At 34.8% G+C, this 15,047-nt stretch carries 12 protein-coding genes; 6 read left to right on the forward strand and 6 right to left on the reverse strand.

Going from position 1 to position 15,047, the window contains the following annotated elements; all coding sequences use genetic code 11:
* The first annotated feature begins 95 nt into the window (after positions 1-95).
* The 3 genes from nusB to yajC all read left to right on the forward strand — a co-directional run bounded on the left by nusB (position 96) and on the right by yajC (position 1,903).
* A complete protein-coding gene (gene nusB, locus FEF17_RS09280) occupies positions 96-1,040 on the forward strand; it encodes a transcription antitermination factor NusB (protein WP_246046818.1) in 945 nt (314 codons plus the stop codon).
* An 83-nt stretch (positions 1,041-1,123) separates the two neighbouring features.
* Complete coding sequence (locus FEF17_RS09285) at positions 1,124-1,603, forward strand: DUF1573 domain-containing protein (RefSeq protein ID WP_139002049.1); 480 nt, start codon at positions 1,124-1,126, stop codon at positions 1,601-1,603.
* Between the two features lie 12 nt (positions 1,604-1,615).
* Positions 1,616-1,903 carry a preprotein translocase subunit YajC gene (gene yajC / locus FEF17_RS09290; RefSeq protein WP_139002050.1) on the forward strand — a complete coding sequence of 96 codons (288 nt, stop codon included), beginning with the start codon at positions 1,616-1,618 and terminating at the stop codon, positions 1,901-1,903.
* Between the two features lie 54 nt (positions 1,904-1,957).
* Here yajC and FEF17_RS09295 read toward each other — a convergent pair whose 3' ends face one another.
* Both FEF17_RS09295 and pepT read right to left on the reverse strand, forming a co-directional pair.
* Positions 1,958-2,557 (reverse strand): YdeI/OmpD-associated family protein, encoded by a 600-nt coding sequence (locus FEF17_RS09295; RefSeq protein ID WP_139002051.1) that lies wholly within the window; start codon positions 2,555-2,557, stop codon positions 1,958-1,960.
* 5 nt (positions 2,558-2,562) lie between these two features.
* Positions 2,563-3,798, reverse strand: a complete 1,236-nt coding sequence (gene pepT / locus FEF17_RS09300) for a peptidase T (RefSeq protein WP_139002052.1) — start codon at positions 3,796-3,798, stop codon at positions 2,563-2,565.
* A gap of 101 nt (positions 3,799-3,899) precedes the next feature.
* On the opposite strand from pepT, the gene FEF17_RS09305 reads away from it, so the two are divergent.
* Positions 3,900-4,913: a quinone-dependent dihydroorotate dehydrogenase gene (locus FEF17_RS09305; RefSeq protein WP_139002053.1), complete on the forward strand. Its 1,014-nt coding sequence runs from the start codon at positions 3,900-3,902 to the stop codon at positions 4,911-4,913.
* Here the strand turns inward: FEF17_RS09305 and FEF17_RS09310 are convergent.
* Positions 4,902-5,597, reverse strand: coding sequence for a spondin domain-containing protein (locus FEF17_RS09310; RefSeq protein WP_139002054.1), 696 nt, complete (start codon positions 5,595-5,597; stop codon positions 4,902-4,904). The genes FEF17_RS09305 and FEF17_RS09310 overlap by 12 nt on opposite strands.
* A gap of 90 nt (positions 5,598-5,687) precedes the next feature.
* On the opposite strand from FEF17_RS09310, the gene FEF17_RS09315 reads away from it, so the two are divergent.
* Positions 5,688-6,551, forward strand: coding sequence for a hydroxymethylglutaryl-CoA lyase (locus tag FEF17_RS09315; protein WP_139002055.1), 864 nt, complete (start codon positions 5,688-5,690; stop codon positions 6,549-6,551).
* A 54-nt stretch (positions 6,552-6,605) separates the two neighbouring features.
* Here FEF17_RS09315 and FEF17_RS09320 read toward each other — a convergent pair whose 3' ends face one another.
* Positions 6,606-8,828 (reverse strand): TonB-dependent receptor family protein, encoded by a 2,223-nt coding sequence (locus FEF17_RS09320; protein WP_139002056.1) that lies wholly within the window; start codon positions 8,826-8,828, stop codon positions 6,606-6,608.
* Positions 8,829-9,058: 230 nt separating this feature from the next.
* On the opposite strand from FEF17_RS09320, the gene guaB reads away from it, so the two are divergent.
* Positions 9,059-10,531, forward strand: a complete 1,473-nt coding sequence (gene guaB, locus FEF17_RS09325) for an IMP dehydrogenase (protein ID WP_139002057.1) — start codon at positions 9,059-9,061, stop codon at positions 10,529-10,531.
* A gap of 88 nt (positions 10,532-10,619) precedes the next feature.
* Here the strand turns inward: guaB and FEF17_RS09330 are convergent, their stop codons facing one another.
* The gene (locus FEF17_RS09330) at positions 10,620-12,575 is read right to left on the reverse strand and encodes a glycoside hydrolase family 3 protein (RefSeq protein WP_246046819.1); all 1,956 of its coding nucleotides are present in this window, start codon (positions 12,573-12,575) and stop codon (positions 10,620-10,622) included.
* 199 nt (positions 12,576-12,774) lie between these two features.
* Positions 12,775-15,012, reverse strand: coding sequence for a fibronectin type III domain-containing protein (locus FEF17_RS09335; protein WP_139002058.1), 2,238 nt, complete (start codon positions 15,010-15,012; stop codon positions 12,775-12,777).
* Between the last annotated feature and the right edge of the window lie 35 nt (positions 15,013-15,047).

Here is a 15,047-nt window from a genome sequence, read left to right on the forward strand (position 1 = left end):
ACGATAAATTCAACAGACTTTTTTAAAATAGTATTATTTTTGCCATGTAAATGCATCAATTAAAAGTCATTTTGTAATTTAAGTTCATTGTAATCATGCTAAACAGAAGACATATTCGCGTTAAAGTAATGCAATCTATTTACGCCTTTAAAGGAAGCGAAAGTGATGATTTATCGAAAGATCAAAAGTTTTTATTGTTTAGCATTGATAATATGTACGGTTTGTACCTGCTTTTATTATCACTACTCATTGAAGTTCAAAAAAGAGCCGAAGCAGATTTACTAAAAAAACAAAATAAACATTTAGCTACTCAAGAAGACAAAAATCCCAATAAGAAGTTTGTTAATAATGAGCTCTTACAGATTATTAAAAACAATTCTTTGTTAAAAGAGCGATTTGATAATCATAAAATAACAAATTGGGACTTAGATGCAGAGTACGTAGATATCATTTTTAAGGCGATTCTAAATTCAGATTTGTATACAGATTATATGCAAACTAGAGTATCTACCTTCAAGGAAGATAAAAATTTTGTAATTGATGTTTTTAAAGACATTGTTGCACCCAACGATAAGCTCTACGATTATTTGGAAGACAAAAATTTAACTTGGTTAGATGATTTACCAACTGTTAATACTACGATTTTAAAAATACTCAGAAAAGCAAAATCAAACGGAAGTCAAAACACCTTTACACCTGAGCTATACAAAGACGATGAAGACAAACAATTTGCTGTCGATTTATTGAAAAAGACCTTGTTAAACGCTAATTCCTTAAACGAAGAGATTGAATTGAAAACCCAAAATTGGGATTCAGATAGAATTGCTAATGTTGATTTTGTATTACTTCAGATGGCTATTTGCGAAATAAAAGAGTTTCCTTCAATTCCAGTAAAAGTAACGATAAATGAATATTTGGAAATTGCTAAAGAATACTCTACACCAAAGAGTAGTATTTTTATAAATGGTATTCTCGATAAACTAGTGAAGGAATATCAAAAAGACGACAAACTCAACAAAATAGGAAGAGGACTGTTGTAATTTTGTGTTAAGAAGTAAGCAAAAAATTTTAAAACGATTAAATAATTGCTATTTTTACAAACCAAATTAAAAAAATGAATATCATGAAAAAAGTATTTTTAGGATTTTCTGCATTATGCATGATCGCATTTGTGTCATGTAAAGAAGATGCGTCTAAAAAAATTGAAGAAGCTAATGTTGCACAAGCTGCCGAAAGAGATGCTGTTGCTTCTAAATTTCCAGTAATTGAGTTCGATAAGAAAGAGCATGATTTTGGTGAAATTGAGGCTAAAACACCAGTAGAAACTGTATTTAAGTATACCAATACTGGAGAAGCACCTTTAGTAATTACAGATATTAAGAGTTCTTGTGGATGTACTGTTCCTAAAGATTGGAGCAGGGAGCCATTAGCAGCTGGAGAATCTGGTGAATTTACGGTAAAGTTTAATGGTAGTGGTACTAATAAGGTTTCTAAAACTATTACAGTAACTGCAAATACAGAAAAAGGAACAGAAACTGTTAAGATTACGGCTTTCGTTAAACCAGATCCAAATGCAGCAAAACCTGCTGCGGCACAAAGCTAAATTTAAGAAAAGATGGGAGAAGGAATTGGGTCTATGTTGCCCTTTATTTTAATGTTTGTAGTTGTATATTTCTTTATGATTGCACCACAAATGAAACGTGCTAAAAAAGAAAAGAAATTCGCTGCAGAATTAAAACGAGGAGATAAAGTGGTTACTAAAAGTGGTTTGCACGGTAAGGTTTCCGATTTGAACGACAAAGACAATAGTTGTGTAATAGAAACGATGGCTGGGAAATTAAAGTTTGACAAGTCTGCCATTTCTATGGAGATGAGTTCTAAACTTAATGCACCGGCAAAATAAAATAGAATTGCAACAATTCTAAATAAAAAAGCCTCCATTTGGAGGCTTTTTTATTTAGCAATTTTTATACTTATCATTTAGCCCAACACCCTCAAGTATCATAGGAATAACTTTATCTAAACGTGTTTGTTTTGTGGCTTCACGTTTTGCAAACGCGATATAATCACAATATTCACGCTGCTTATAATTGGATAAAGCATTAAAACTTGTTTTTAATTTAGTGTTATCTTCTAAAACCTGTTGTAATTCTTTGGGAATAATCGTTTCCTTTTTTGTTCTATCTGGCTTTATTTCTTTACCAAGTCTTTGATTTTCAATAGCTTCTTTTACATAAGACAAAACAGCCTTATTGTCGATGTCGTTTGTATTTTCAAAACGCATTTGCCGCATCGTTTTTGTTTTTCCTTCTTGTGCGTTAGCAAGTAGTTTTTGTTCGTCTTTTAAAAACACACCATTAAAGAACCATATACCACAGTGATTTTTAAAAGCGCCTATACTTAAAACATTTTTACCATTTAAAGAATAAACTGGTGCATTCCATTTTATAGATTCTTCTAATTCTGTTGAGTTGATAATGTCGCGTAACGTATTGAGTGCATCTTTAAAATGCCCATGTTCTTCTATGTATTCTTCAACAGAATATACTTTTTGCATAATTTTTAGATGGATTTCCTTGTTGCCACCAACTCAACAATCTTACATATTACTTCAACAGCTTTAACCATACTTTCTACTGGAACATATTCATAACGTCCATGAAAGTTATGTCCCCCAGCAAAAATATTAGGACAAGGCAACCCCATATAACTGAGCTGTGAGCCGTCTGTGCCGCCTCGAATAGCTTTAATTAAAGGCTCAATACCAAGTTGCTTCATAGCTTCTTCGGCAATATCTACAATATGCATAATAGGTTCTACCTTTTCTTTCATATTATAGTATTGGTCTTTTATTTCTGTTTTAATAACTTCTCTTCCATATTGTGAATTGAGCTCGTTAGTTAGTTTTTGCATCACTTCTTTACGGGCTTCAAAATGTCTTTTATCGTGATCTCTAATAATGTACTGCAAAGTTGTTTCTTCAACATCACCTGTTATAAAATGTAAATGAAAGAATCCTTCATAACCTTCAGTATGTTCCGGTGTTTCTAATCGCGGTAAAGAGTTTATAAACTCTTGAGCTATGTACATGGAATTAATCATTTTCCCTTTAGCATAACCGGGATGCACTATTTTACCTTTAATCGTCACCACAGCACTGGCAGCATTAAAATTTTCATATTCTAACTCTCCAATTTGGCTACCATCCATTGTGTAGGCCCAAGCAGCACCAAATTTCTCAACATCAAATTTATGTGCACCACGTCCTATTTCTTCATCCGGAGTAAAGCCTACACGTATATTACCGTGTTTAATTTCTGGGTTATTTATTAAATACTCCATAGCAGATACAATTTCGCAGATTCCGGCCTTATCATCGGCACCTAAAAGGGTAGTGCCATCCGTTGTAATTAAAGTTTGTCCTATGTATAATCGTAAATCTTCAAAATAGTCTGGAGAAAGCACAATATTTTCTTCTTTATTTAGAAGAATATCGCCACCGTGATAGTTTTTATGAATTTGGGGTTTAACATTAGCGCCAGAAAAATCAGGAGACGTGTCAAAATGCGAAATAAAACCGATGGTAGGAACATCATAATCTACGTTGCTGGGTAAAGTTGCCATAATGTATGCATTGTCATCAATAGTTACATCGTGCATTCCAATAGCTTTTAACTCTTTTGCTAGTTTGTTTGCCAAGTCCCATTGCTTTGCTGTACTTGGTGTCGTATTTGAGTTTGGGTCGGACTCGGTATCTATAGTAACGTAACTGATAAATCTATCTATAATGTGCTGCATGTTGAAGGAAATATATGCACTAAAATACTATTAATTTTCAAATAACATCCTGCTATTTTTTAAGAAATGAATGGTATTTTTGCATCACAATTTATGGCACTATGTACAAACTAATTATCCGACCTATTTTATTTTGCTTCGACCCAGAGAAGGTTCATTATTTCACCTTTTCCATTATTCGATTTATAAATAGAATTCCTTTAGTCTCAGGCATAATAAAATTTATATATAGTGTTGAACACGCTAAACTAGAGCGCGAATTGTTTGGTTTGAAGTTTAGCAATCCAGTGGGTTTAGCAGCAGGATTTGATAAGGATGCCAAACTATTTAACGAGTTGTCAAATTTTGGGTTCGGATTTATAGAAATAGGGACATTAACCCCTAAACCACAACCTGGAAATCCTAAAAAAAGATTGTTCCGATTAAAATCTGATGCTGCTATTATTAACCGTATGGGCTTTAATAACGGAGGTGTTATAGAGGCTGTTGAAAGACTTAAAAAGAATAAAGGCGTTTTAATAGGTGGGAATATTGGCAAGAATAAGCTAACACCTAATGAAAATGCGGTTGATGATTATAAAATATCGTTTAACGCTTTGTTCGACTTTGTAGACTATTTTGTTGTAAATGTAAGTTCTCCCAATACACCAAATTTAAGAGCATTACAGGATAAAGAACCTTTGACTAAATTATTAAAGGTTTTAAAGGTTGAAAACTCCAAAAAGGATGCTCAAAAGCCTATTCTGTTAAAAATTGCCCCAGATTTAACAGACTCTCAATTATTGGATATTATAGACATTGTAGCTGAAACAAAAATCGATGGTGTAATCGCTACAAACACAACCATTTCAAGAGAATGTTTAATTTCTGAGAATAAGAAGGAAACAGGTGGTTTAAGTGGTAAGCCTATATCTAATAGATCTACTGAAGTGATTCGATTTTTAGCTGAAAAAAGTAATAAAGCATTTCCAATTATTGGTGTTGGAGGTATTCACTCAGCTAAAGATGCTTTAGATAAAATTGAAGCTGGAGCTGATTTGATTCAGTTGTATACCGGATTTATTTATGAAGGCCCAAAGCTTATAAAAGAAATTAATAAAGCTCTAATTGCTTAAAGTTTCAATACTTTGAAGCGTAATAGTTAGAGTAGCTACTTTCTCATCATTAAAAGGTGAAGTTCCTTTAAGACTAGATATTGGTAAATGAGGTGTGATATCAGCATTTGGAGAAGCATAAGTGGAGCCACTATCTGTTCCGGAATCATAAACAAATAAATCCAAATTTACCGACGATTTCCAATCGTTATTACTTTCGTTTCTTAAATTAAGTCCATTTACAAATACCATCCAATCTGGACTCGGTGCAATCATTGAAACTAGTGTAAGTAGAGGAAAGTCCTCGCTAATTTCTAAATCATTGATTTCAATTGTATCTCCGTTTGATAAAAATAAACCCCCTCCAGCTATGTATTGCTCAGAGGTTCCATTAGCAATACTGGTTAAAACATCATTATTAAAATTTGTGCTAACACCATCTTCAGCAATATCTTCAATACCTTGATTTGCGTTACTATCCTTTTCTAGATAAGTAATTTGGTTATTATGGTTCACACCGACTAATGGCGACCAATGTGGGCTGCTTGGTAACGGTCCGTGATCTGAATCATTCCAAAAGTTAGTGAAAGTTATGTTGTAGGTCGCAATGGTTTTTGTAGTTATGACGGGGTTTGTGTTATCATCAGAATTTGAACAAGATAAAAAGGTTCCAATTAATAAAAATAATAGAATAATGTTTTTCATTTCAAATGGTCAAGTGAGCATTTGTAGTCGTTACATTATAATGCTTCCTTACAAAAATTATGGTATTTTTATCCCGATTTAAAATTAAGTATGTCAAGTCCTGTTAAGATTATTGAATGTCCTCGTGATGCTATGCAAGGGATAAAACAATTTATCCCTACGAAGAAGAAGGTACAGTATATTCAATCATTATTACGCGTGGGATTTGATACTATAGATTTTGGAAGTTTTGTTTCCCCAAAAGCCATACCTCAAATGGTGGATACTGCAGAGGTTTTATCTAAATTAGACCTTAGCAAAACAACTAGTAAGCTTCTTGCAATTATTGCAAATGTTCGCGGTGCAAATGATGCATCTATGCACAAAGAAATAGATTATTTAGGATACCCTTTTTCTATTTCAGAAAACTTTCAGATGCGGAACACACATAAAACCATTGCACAGTCTGTTGATACACTTTCTGAGATTTTAGAAATAGCCAATAAATCGAATAAAGAAGTTGTAGTTTACATTTCAATGGGCTTTGGAAATCCTTATGGTGATCCTTGGAATGTAGATATTGTTGGAGAGTGGACTGAAAAGCTTGCCCGTATGGGTGTTAATATTTTATCCCTTAGTGATACAGTTGGCACCTCAAATCCAGAAAGTATCAACTATTTGTTTTCAAATTTAATTCCGCTTTATCCCAATATCGAATTTGGAGCTCATTTACATACAACACCGTCATCATGGTATGAAAAAGTAGATGCTGCCTATAAAGCAGGTTGCTATCGTTTTGACGGAGCTATTCAAGGATTTGGAGGTTGTCCTATGGCTAAAGATGAACTTACTGGTAACATGCCTACAGAAAAATTGTTATCGTATTTTACCTCTAATAAGAATAATAATCTAAATGCACTTAGTTTTGAAAGTGCTTATAATGAAGCTTCAAAGATTTTCAATGAATACCACTAAATAAAAAAAAAGGTACTGAAACTCAGTACCTTTTTTAATCTATTAGTTTTATTTTTAGAATCTAAATTCTAGACCTGCATATCCACCAAAAGGATGTCCTGGGCGTAAACCTGCTGGGACTCTAGATACAGCGTATGTTTCATCCAATAAGTTAATAATATTTCCAGTGATACTTAGGTTTTTATTGATATGGTATTTACCTGAAAAATCTAGAATGAAATTTGAGGTTACACCATTTTCATCTGTAATCTTCTCTGTTCCTGCTGTTGTTCTAAACGAACCATTAAAACGACCATTTACATTTAGTTCAAATAATTTATTTTCCAACCCTATTGATGCATTAAATTGATGCTTTGCAATGTATGGTAATTCATCACCTTCAGTAACTTCTCCCCATAAATCGTCATCACTACCAAAACTATTTAAAAACTCGGTATCTGTAAATGTGTAACCTAATGTAATTGGAAAGCTAAATCTGGTGTTTTTTTCTAATAAATCGTAGTTAAGTAAAACTTCTAAACCTCTAACGGCAACTTCACCTGCATTAAATTGATCTAACGATCCAGTACCTCCTGTTGCAGCTAAGTCACTACCTAATAAGTTACTATAATCATTGTAAAAAGCAACAACATCACCCCTTAAGCCTTTAAAATTAAAGCGAGAACCTAATTCGTAATTTATACTTTCTTCAGAAGTTTGGTCGGGTGAATTTCCCGGAGGTGAAAACCCTTTGTGCACACCACCGTAAAGCGAAGTGTAAGTATTGAATTTATAATTGAAACCAATTCCAGGAATAAAAATATCGACATTGTTTTCTCTTACTGCTAGGTTTTGACCAGATCTACTAAAATCTGCGGTACCATAGTCTTCACGTTTTAAGACAATATTTTCGTATCGAATACCAGGAGTTAAAGTTAGCTTATTGTACTTCAGTTTATAAAGGATAGATCCTGCAAAGGCATTAGCACTACTAATTCTATTGGCATCACTTCCACCAGGTCCTGCCGAAGTAAGATTCATTTCGCCGTTAATAATGTTGTAGCCATCTTTCCATTGAAAACGATCCTCTTCATCGTAATGGTAACGCAAACCAATTTCAAGGTCGTGGAATACATTGGTGCCAGCCCAATGTATATCGAATTTAGTTTGTACACCTTGAGATTTGTATCTTCTGTTGTTTGCTTTTAAAAGAATAGCATCTGCATCAGAGTTTGAACTTCCGTTTACGATAGCAAAATGATCAGGGTAAGCGCTAGGATCTTCAACAACCGAAGCTATACTAACCTTATCTCCGTTAAAAACAATATCATTAAGCTTATACCAATTTCTTGAGAACCCATTGTAATAAGCGTCAGTTGTAATTCTAAAGTTTTTAGAAAACTCTAATTCATGGCTAACCGAAAACTGAATATGGTCATTGGTCATTTTATCATCTTGAGAACTTGCATATCTACTTAAAGGTGCCATATCAAAATCCTCCTGAGATAAACCTAAATAGGTTTCATCTGAAACTTCATCAGAGTATTGAAACTTAAAGTTCACTGCTTGACGAATAGCAGCTTCAGGATTAGAATTTAATCTAAATTTAGCAACAAAGTCATTTTTGTCAAAACCTGTATCACTGCCATCAGGCAGGTCTTTAAAGCCATCAGAATTAAAGTTCAAAAACTCTAAGGAATACCCGAAATTCGTTTTACTATCTCCTAGCTTTGCATGAATTTGCCCCGTGTTAAAGCTTCCGTAACTCGCCTTTAAGGAACCTTGGAAGTTATTTGGTATTTGCGTACTTACTAAGTTAATAGCGCCACCCGTTGTAAAAGGACCATATTGTATCTGGCTACTTCCTTTTAAAATTTCAACGGCTTGCATTCTCGCCACAGACGGGAAATAATAGGCTGCAGGAGCACTGTATGGGGCAGGAGCAATTAAAACACCATCTTCCATTACAGATATTTTGGCACTTCGCTCAGGTGATGTTCCTCTTAAACTTATATTAGGTCTTAACCCGAAGCCATCTTCTTCATAGATGTTTACACCTGGAACAGAGCGTAAAACACGGTTAATATCGGTATAGTTAAATTTAGCAAGTTCTTCTGGAGAAATATAGTAGGACGAACCAGTTCTATTTTTTGCTTCGTATTTATTTCCAAAAATAACTTGTGTGCTAATTAGTACTTGATCTAGTTTTTGAATGGAATCTTTTTGTCTTTCTTCTTTCTCTTGAGCAACAATAACACTTGAAAGTAGCAGTGCGATTAGGGTAAATCTAATTTTCATTTTATTTAGACTGATTAAAAATAACGATTTATTTCGCAGGCAAAAATAACAATGAATTTTACTTTGACAAAGTTTATTTAGAATAAATAAAAATAAAATTTATACCATATTGACTATGAGTTTTTTAGGTAAATCAATTTTTTGTTTGGTGTTTATATTATTCTAAATATTTGACAAGTAGTCTCTAAAAAATGTGTAAATTTGCACGCAATTATAATTGTAATTGCAACATGACTGCACATCAAAATAAAATAGTAGGCGAGGGTCTTACTTACGACGACGTCTTATTAGTTCCTGCTTTTTCCGAAGTCCTTCCAAGAGAAGTTAATATTCAAACAAAATTTACACGTAACATTACTATTAATGTACCTGTTATTTCGGCTGCCATGGATACCGTAACCGAAAGTAAAATGGCAATTGCCATGGCTCAAGAAGGCGGTATAGGTGTATTGCACAAGAATATGGCTATTGAAGCGCAAGCGGCAAAGGTTAAAAAGGTAAAGCGTGCAGAAAGTGGTATGATTATAGATCCGGTAACGTTACCCCTTAAAGCAAAGGTTAAACATGCTAAGAAATACATGGCGGAATATAGTATTGGTGGTATTCCAATTGTTGATGATGAAGGTGTATTAAAAGGTATAGTTACTAATAGAGATTTACGTTTCGAACACGATAATAAACGCCCTATTGTTGAGGTTATGACCAGTGAAAATTTGGTAACTGCAGCAGTGGGAACGTCTTTACAAGATGCAGAAAAAATCTTGCAACAACATAAGATAGAAAAACTTCTTATAGTTGATGATAATTTTAAGTTATCGGGTTTAATTACCTTTAGAGATATCACAAAGTTAAGTCAAAAACCTAACGCTAATAAAGATAAATATGGACGTTTGCGCGTAGCAGCTGCTATTGGAGTAACTGGAGATGCAGTAGACCGAGCAGAAGCTTTAGTAAAAGCAGGTGTTGATGCCGTTGTTATTGATACAGCGCATGGACATACTAAAGGTGTGGTAAGTGTTTTGAAAGAAGTTAAGTCTAAGTTTCCAGATTTAGATGTTATTGTTGGAAATATAGCAACAGGTGCAGCGGCAAAATACTTAGTAGAAGCTGGAGCAGATGCTGTAAAAGTAGGTATTGGTCCAGGGTCAATTTGTACGACTCGTGTGGTTGCAGGTGTTGGTTTTCCCCAGTTCTCGGCAGTATTAGAAGTAGCTGCAGCTATAAAAGGTACTGGTGTTCCTGTAATTGCAGATGGTGGTATTCGGTATACAGGTGATATTCCAAAAGCTATTGCAGCTGGAGCAGATACAGTGATGTTAGGATCACTTTTGGCCGGAACTAAAGAGTCTCCTGGTGAAACCATTATTTACGAAGGAAGAAAATTTAAGTCTTACCGAGGAATGGGTTCTGTGGAAGCCATGAAGGAAGGAAGTAAAGACCGCTATTTCCAAGATGTTGAAGACGATATTAAAAAATTAGTACCAGAAGGCATTGTGGGTCGCGTACCATATAAAGGCGATTTATACGAAAGCATCCACCAATTTATTGGAGGTTTACGCGCAGGCATGGGATACTGTGGGGCCAAGGATATTGCAACACTAAAAGAAAATGGGCAGTTTGTAAAAATTACTGCTAGTGGTATTAACGAAAGCCACCCACACGATGTAACCATTACGAAAGAATCCCCTAATTATTCGAGGTAGGTTTGTTTGAGACGAGAGTGTAGCTGCAGTGTAATGTAAAGCGAATGCGAACATTGATAGCCACACATTGTTGCAGTCAGTTTTTTCTTTATTTTATATATTTAATTCCAAAACCAAAGCGAAAAAGTGGATTCTCACTATCATATGGAACATCCGTTTTTTGATTGGCAACAGCTTCCATGGATGATGGTAATTCAAAAGGTAATTTACCCTCTGGGGAAGTATTTCCAAATAGCACTTCACAAACCGACTTATCGCTAGCCCCAAAATCTGCGATCAATACTTTTGATCTATTGGCGATCTCTGGAATAACAGCAGGACGATCCAAATAAATATTTACTATAGTGGGAACTGTTTTGAGTAATTGAAGGATTTTTTCTTTTTCTTCTCTTTTAAAATCCAAATCGCCATGATGGAAACCTCTGGCTATAAAATTGTTGGTTTCAACAGGATACCAAGGCGTATTCAATCTTATGATGGCAAAATCAGCTTCTTCAGGAGTATTTACGACAGTTGCATATTCGGAAACAATAGTACTATCCATGTTTTCTATATAAATTTTCAGGTTATTTATGGAAAGAGGTAAAGTCGAACCATCATTTTTCAACAAAGTCATTGACCTTTGCTGACTTTGTATCCCTAATTGAACAAATTCTTCTTTACCAACAATTTCATTAACCTTTGATTCATCAACAAAAGGATTATCAAAAAGACCTAATTGGAATTTTTGCCGAAGCAATCTTTTTATAGAGGTATCGATGCGTTCTTCTGAGAGTTTTCCATCTTTAACTAATTGTATCACTAATTCTGGACGAGCCTCTCCTCCAAATTGATCACAACCCGCTTCAATGATCTTCAATGTTCTGTCAACTTCACTCAAATGTTCTACGCCCCATGCTCTTGCTGGCCAAACAACATCAGGCCCTAAGGGAACATCAGTAATGCAGCCCCAGTCTGCACATACAATTCCCTCAAAATTATATTTTTTACGAAGCAATTCCGTTATTATCATTTTATTAAAAGACATAGCCACATCTTCATCAGTTTGCCCTACCGGAATGCCATAATAAGGCATAATTGCGGAAGTGTTTGCTTCAAACGCAGCTTCGAAAGGGATGAGGTGATAGTCAAAATTTTCGCCTGGATAAATTTGACCTTGCTGAAATTCAAAGTGAGGATCCAAACCATTCTTTTGAGGTCCGCCTCCAGGAAAATGTTTGGTCATGCATGCGATACCATTTTCTGATAGTGACTTACCACCCTGCATCACTTCAATATAAGTTTTTGCAAGTTTTGCAGAAAGCTTGGCGTCTTCACCAAAACCTCCATTAATTCTTGGCCACCTTGGTTCAGTTGCTAGGTCGATTTGAGGATGCAATGCTTCTCGAATTCCCACTGCCAAATATTCCTGACGGACGATTTCAGCAAAATCATTCATTAATTTTTCATCACCGATAGCTGCTAATCCAGTCGTCTCACAAAATTGGGAAAACCCGCGGGCATCCAATGAAAAAATATTTTTACTGAAATGATGACGAGGGTCAGAAGCAATGGTTACTGGTATTCCTAAGCGAGTTTTTTCTGCATATTGCTGAAGTTTATTATACCATGTGGCAATGGTGTGTACATTATCAGGTAATCCCCATACATTAAAATGATTCATCAATGATTCATCAATATTCTGTATAGCTGGTGGCCTTCTGGCCGCCGGCCCTGTCACACCTTTTTTACTTTCCAATGTTCCGTCTTCGCTTACGGGAGCACCGTCGATGAACATCATTCCTGCTTTTTCCTTTAAATTCATTTGACTCATTAAATCTTTGATTCTTGCTTCGATTGGCTGGTTGATGTCTTCGTAAATATCAAGTTTCCCGTTGTTATTCAAGTCTCTATAAACACGACCTGCTATTTCTGTTTTTACACTTGATTTTTCAAGAGCTATCGCTGGAATTTTTCTGTTACCTGTAATTTGATTTAGGTTTTGACATCCTATATTTATTGATAGGAAAGCCGACATTATATAGTATACCTTAATTTTACTCATATGGCATTTTTTTTCTTTTAATTGACTGTAACGTTTAGTATAATAGAAGTAGCGGAAAAAAAGCTACCATCTTTCTGATAGAAAGATACTGAATTAAAACAAAAAACGGTTCAAGTTTATACCTAAACCGCTATTGCTTTTATACCTTGTTGTAGCCAGTTAATTTGTTGAATCAGTTGCTTGTGGCATTTCAGAGCCTTTATTCCTTTAAAATTTTACCTGAATAAATTTTATCTTCACTTTCAATCTTTAAGAAATACATACCACTAGTCAAGAATGAAATATCAATCTGTTTTTTGTTGTTCACTTCAAGAATCAATTTACTGTTAATATCAAATAACTTAGCTTTAAAGCTTTCATCTAATTTAATGTTTACAACATCGTTAACTGGATTGGGATAAAAGGAAACCACATTATTTGATAGTTCCTCAATTCCTAGTGAAGCACTAGGTGTTGCAGTAGTAATATCATACACACTAAATTCACCTGAAGCTCGAACTTTAATCGCAAACTCATAAGTTGTGTTATTTACTAAATTGGTTATAGTTGTTGCAGTTTGATTTGGGTCTTGAATAACTTGTGAATTATCATAATCGGGGCTTCCATCTACTTTCCATACCAATAAATAACTTTCAAAGTTACGTCCACCTAAAACAGGAAGATTCCATGAAAGTGCTACTTGTTGATCTCCTGGTGTCGCAGTTAGCGTAGGAGTTTCCAAGCTTCCAAATGGCGTGCCTAATACAATATTACTGTAAGGGCCATTCTCTTCAGATCCGCCATTGTTATATATAGCTCTTACTTTAAAGTCATATTCAGTACCATTTGTTAGTCCAGAAACTGTTGCTGTCAGGTTAGGTAGATCGACTGTAACCGTACTTGGACTCCCCCCTCCCGCTTCTGAATAGGTAACTTCATATCTTAGAATAGGTAAATTATTATGATGTAGTGGTTCATTCCAGTTTAAGGTTCCTGAGCCATCACCTGTAGAAGTTAGACTTAAAAGCGGAGCTAGTGCCAATTGAATGGCGCCAATATCACGAAAACCATTCGCATCAAACCTATCATTACCTAATGCATCAACAGTTATTGGTGAGCCTGTAATAGGGTTGATTAAGGGAGTGTTAATCACGTCAATTAAAACACCTGAGACATCAGGGTTTAGTAATTCGGTATCAAGATAAGCAGTAGTCGTATTTACTTGTGGTACAAAACCAGGTAAGGCTGTGATTAAATTTGGCTGTGTAGTAATGGTCTGTAAAGCATTAGCATCTTGACTCGCTGAAGGTTCTATCCATGTCTTGTCATCAGCGGTAATTCCCGTCCCTTCTAAGGTGGGTATGATTATCCCTGAGGTTTCTGGAAAATTGAAGCCAACAGCAGATTCAGTTAGATTGATACTACCGGTACCACTGTTATGAATAAGCGATGTAAAAGGGTAATTTAAACATTCTGTATTACAACTATTTGCATTCCACCTTATAGAGGATGAAATAATGTTCATAGGTCCACTTGAATTATTCACAATACGTTCACCATATCTTACATTAGTTCCATCCGCAAACGTAAATGTAGAGTTAACAATATTTGTAAGATTAGTACTACCAAGTATTCGTATCCCTCCAGCATTCATAAATCTGGAGCTAACAATGTTTACGGTAGAAGATGATGCGCCAATCCAAGATATCGCGCTTTTCGTTTCTTGAAAATTTAAATCGTAAAACACACTGTTTTCAATAGTTAAGTTTCCTGCATTTGCATCCGTGAGAATGGCAGCATTACCATCTGGTTCATCATTCCAATTCTCAATTTGGAGAAATGTTGAGTTTTTTATTGACAAGGATGCACCAACAAAAACAGAGATCATTGCATCACCATTCGCGGTACAATTTAGGGTAGACCATATGTCTTGTGCCTTGAAATTTTCCAAATTTAAAGTTGCATAGTCAGCTACTTTTCCTATAGAATTAAATTGTTTAATAGTAAGGTCTTTAATGGTTACTTCTATACCTGAATTATCAATATTACTAGTTCCAACCTTTAAAAAGTTTGGCATTCTAAACACAATTTGTGTACTTCCTATACTTGCAGGACAAGCTCCTAATGGATTTGAGGTTCCATTAGCGGCTATCCACCATTGCTTTCCATTAATAACACTCCCATTACCTTCAATTATCACAGATTCGTTAATTATTGCCATGTCGGGATTAGCAAGTGTAAAATCCGGAAAAATGGCATTTACATTTAAACCGGGAGTGAATTCAATAGTGTCCTCACCAGGATTAGCATTAGCATCCAGTATGGCCTGAAGAAATGAACCTGGGCCTTCTATTTCAGTTGATGTTACCGTAAATGTTGTTTGTGAAAACCCATAGTTTGCTATACTAATGATTAAAACAAAAATTATCTTATTAGATTTTAGAATAATTGTTTTCATAGAATACTTTTTTAGTAAAGCAATTTTATAAACTT

Origin of the sequence: Hyunsoonleella aestuarii (assembly GCF_006148925.1) — a bacterium.
Taxonomy (GTDB): Bacteria; Bacteroidota; Bacteroidia; order Flavobacteriales; family Flavobacteriaceae; genus Algibacter_D; species Algibacter_D aestuarii.